The following is a 1,945-nucleotide window of genomic DNA, read 5'->3' on the forward strand; positions in this document are numbered from 1 at the left end:
CGAAAACCCGAAGAGAGTGCCTTCTTTTCGGGTTTTCTTATATAATCCTCGGATGGCTTCCATGCCTTTAATCGTGGGTGAGGCAGTGCGTAGACTTCGATAAAATTTATTGCGTCGTTTGATTGGTCGATGGTCTTGCTCAATGAGGTTATTGAGATATTTAACGGTTCTGTGTTCTGTTTTTACATATAACCCATTGTGCTGTAGCTTTTTAAAGGCAGAGCCAATAGACGGCGCTTTATCCGTGACAATTACTCTAGGTTCACCAAACTGCTTATGTAGTCGTTTCAAGAATGCATAAGCAGCTTGAGTATCCCGTTTCTTTCGTAACCAGATGTCTAAAGTCAATCCATCCGCATCAATTGCTCTGTACAGATAATGCCATTTGCCCTTGATTTTGATATAGGTTTCGTCCATTTTCCACGAATAGAAGGACTGTCTATTTTTCTTTTTCCAGAGATGATAGAGGATTTTACTGTATTCTTGTACCCAGCGATAAATAGTGGTATGACAAACGTCAACCCCACGATCATAAAGGAGTTCTTGGACTTCACGATAGCTCAGATTGTAACGTAGATAATAACCCACAGCGACAATAATGACGTCTTTTTGGAATTGTTTGCCTTTAAAATGATTCATCCATATGTCCTCGCTGTCTTTCTATCCCATTTTACACCAAAATAGACTTATCGGAAAACTTTGCAACAGAACCGAAAGTTTGGAGTGAAATCTATTTTGGCAATTGTTTGAAAATTGTTGCATGCCTTTAATTTTAAGAGTATACTGATATTATTGAATATAAATGAGATTTACATATGGAAAATCAAACAAATTTTGAAGTAGTTTCAGATGAAGAACTTTCTAAAATTAATGGAGGGGTAGCTTTGGAACTTACTCGTGAAGGTTACTATAATCAATATGGGGGCCCACTTCTTTATGAAAACCGTCCTTTGTTAGAATATTGATTCTTAAATGACAAGTCAGTAGTCTTGCAACCGTCGAATTAATTGTTAGTGAATTAAGTATTGGACAGGAAATAGATTATCTATTTCTTGTTTTTTAGGTGAAGTATTATATGAAAACTATAAAAAAATATAAATTAAATCTTTTTTATTTATTGTTATTTGTTCTCCTACATACACTCTATAAGATTCCTGGATATTTGGTATTCGCATATTATTTAGACAATCCTTTGATATTGCCCTTTACAGATTTTCTATATACAAATTCTGCGTTAGCTTTTCCAATCTTACTAACTTTGGTGGCAGTCATTGTTATAATTATTCCATATTACTTAGGTTTTTTTAAGAATACGTTTGAAGGGTGGTCGACAATAAGAGTATTTAGACTACTAGTAATTCTATTTGTTTTATTACTCCTTATCTATTTTACTAATGTGTTAATGATTAGGTTAGGTTTTTCATCTTCAAATCATGTTGGTAGATCACAAAACTATTTGATTACAATGCCAAAAGTTATGCAATATTATATTATTGGAATAGTAGCTCCTATTATTGAAGAAATTCTTTGGAGAGTATTTTTATTTAAAGCAGTAGGAAATAAAAATCTTGCCCTATTTGTTTCATGGCCTTTATTTGCTTTTGCTCACACAGGCCTTTCTCTTGAAATAATTCCTTATTTGTTATTATCCTTCATCGTTACTTGGGCATATTATCGCAATGAGAATGTATTAGAAAGTATCTTTATCCATGCTTCCTATAATCTTTTAAGCCCTTTATCTGCTCAATTTTTAAATTCTTTTTTTCATTTTATAGTATAGGAGAAGAGAGGTTCTGTTGCGAAGTTTTAAAATAAAATACAACCTCTCTGAATTTCAATTATCTTAGGCTGATATTCCCAATAAGATTTTGATTTCAGTAGATACCGAAAAGCCGAAGAGCGTTCCATTTCTTCGGTTCTTTTTGTATATGCCTCTCAATGCTTC

Annotated in this window: 3 protein-coding genes and 1 pseudogene; 2 read left to right on the plus strand and 2 right to left on the minus strand. The window is 33.2% G+C overall.

Annotated elements, in window-relative coordinates:
- Positions 1-639, minus strand: a 639-nt coding sequence (locus HFD15_RS13875; RefSeq protein WP_167595252.1) for an IS6 family transposase, incomplete at its 3' end; no start/stop codon positions are given.
- 176 nt (positions 640-815) lie between these two features.
- Between HFD15_RS13875 and HFD15_RS13880 the strand changes: the two genes are divergently transcribed.
- Positions 816-965: a lactococcin family bacteriocin gene (locus HFD15_RS13880; RefSeq protein ID WP_017865277.1), complete on the plus strand. Its 150-nt coding sequence runs from the start codon at positions 816-818 to the stop codon at positions 963-965.
- A 110-nt stretch (positions 966-1,075) separates the two neighbouring features.
- The gene (locus tag HFD15_RS13885; RefSeq protein ID WP_058224951.1) at positions 1,076-1,780 is read left to right on the plus strand and encodes a CPBP family intramembrane glutamic endopeptidase; all 705 of its coding nucleotides are present in this window, start codon (positions 1,076-1,078) and stop codon (positions 1,778-1,780) included.
- A gap of 63 nt (positions 1,781-1,843) precedes the next feature.
- On the opposite strand, the pseudogene HFD15_RS13890 reads toward HFD15_RS13885, so the two are convergent.
- Positions 1,844-1,945, minus strand: a pseudogene (locus HFD15_RS13890) (IS6 family transposase); the annotation flags it as partial.

Source organism: Lactococcus sp. EKM203L, from assembly GCF_011800585.1.
Lineage (GTDB): Bacteria > Bacillota > Bacilli > Lactobacillales > Streptococcaceae > Lactococcus > Lactococcus lactis.

What these genes read in the sequence shown, in the direction of transcription:
- HFD15_RS13880 (WP_017865277.1), top strand. Translation starts at nt 816, where the DNA reads ATGGAAAATCAAACAAATTTTGAAGTAGTTTCAGATGAAGAACTTTCT.
- HFD15_RS13885 (WP_058224951.1), top strand. Translation starts at nt 1,076, where the DNA reads ATGAAAACTATAAAAAAATATAAATTAAATCTTTTTTATTTATTGTTA.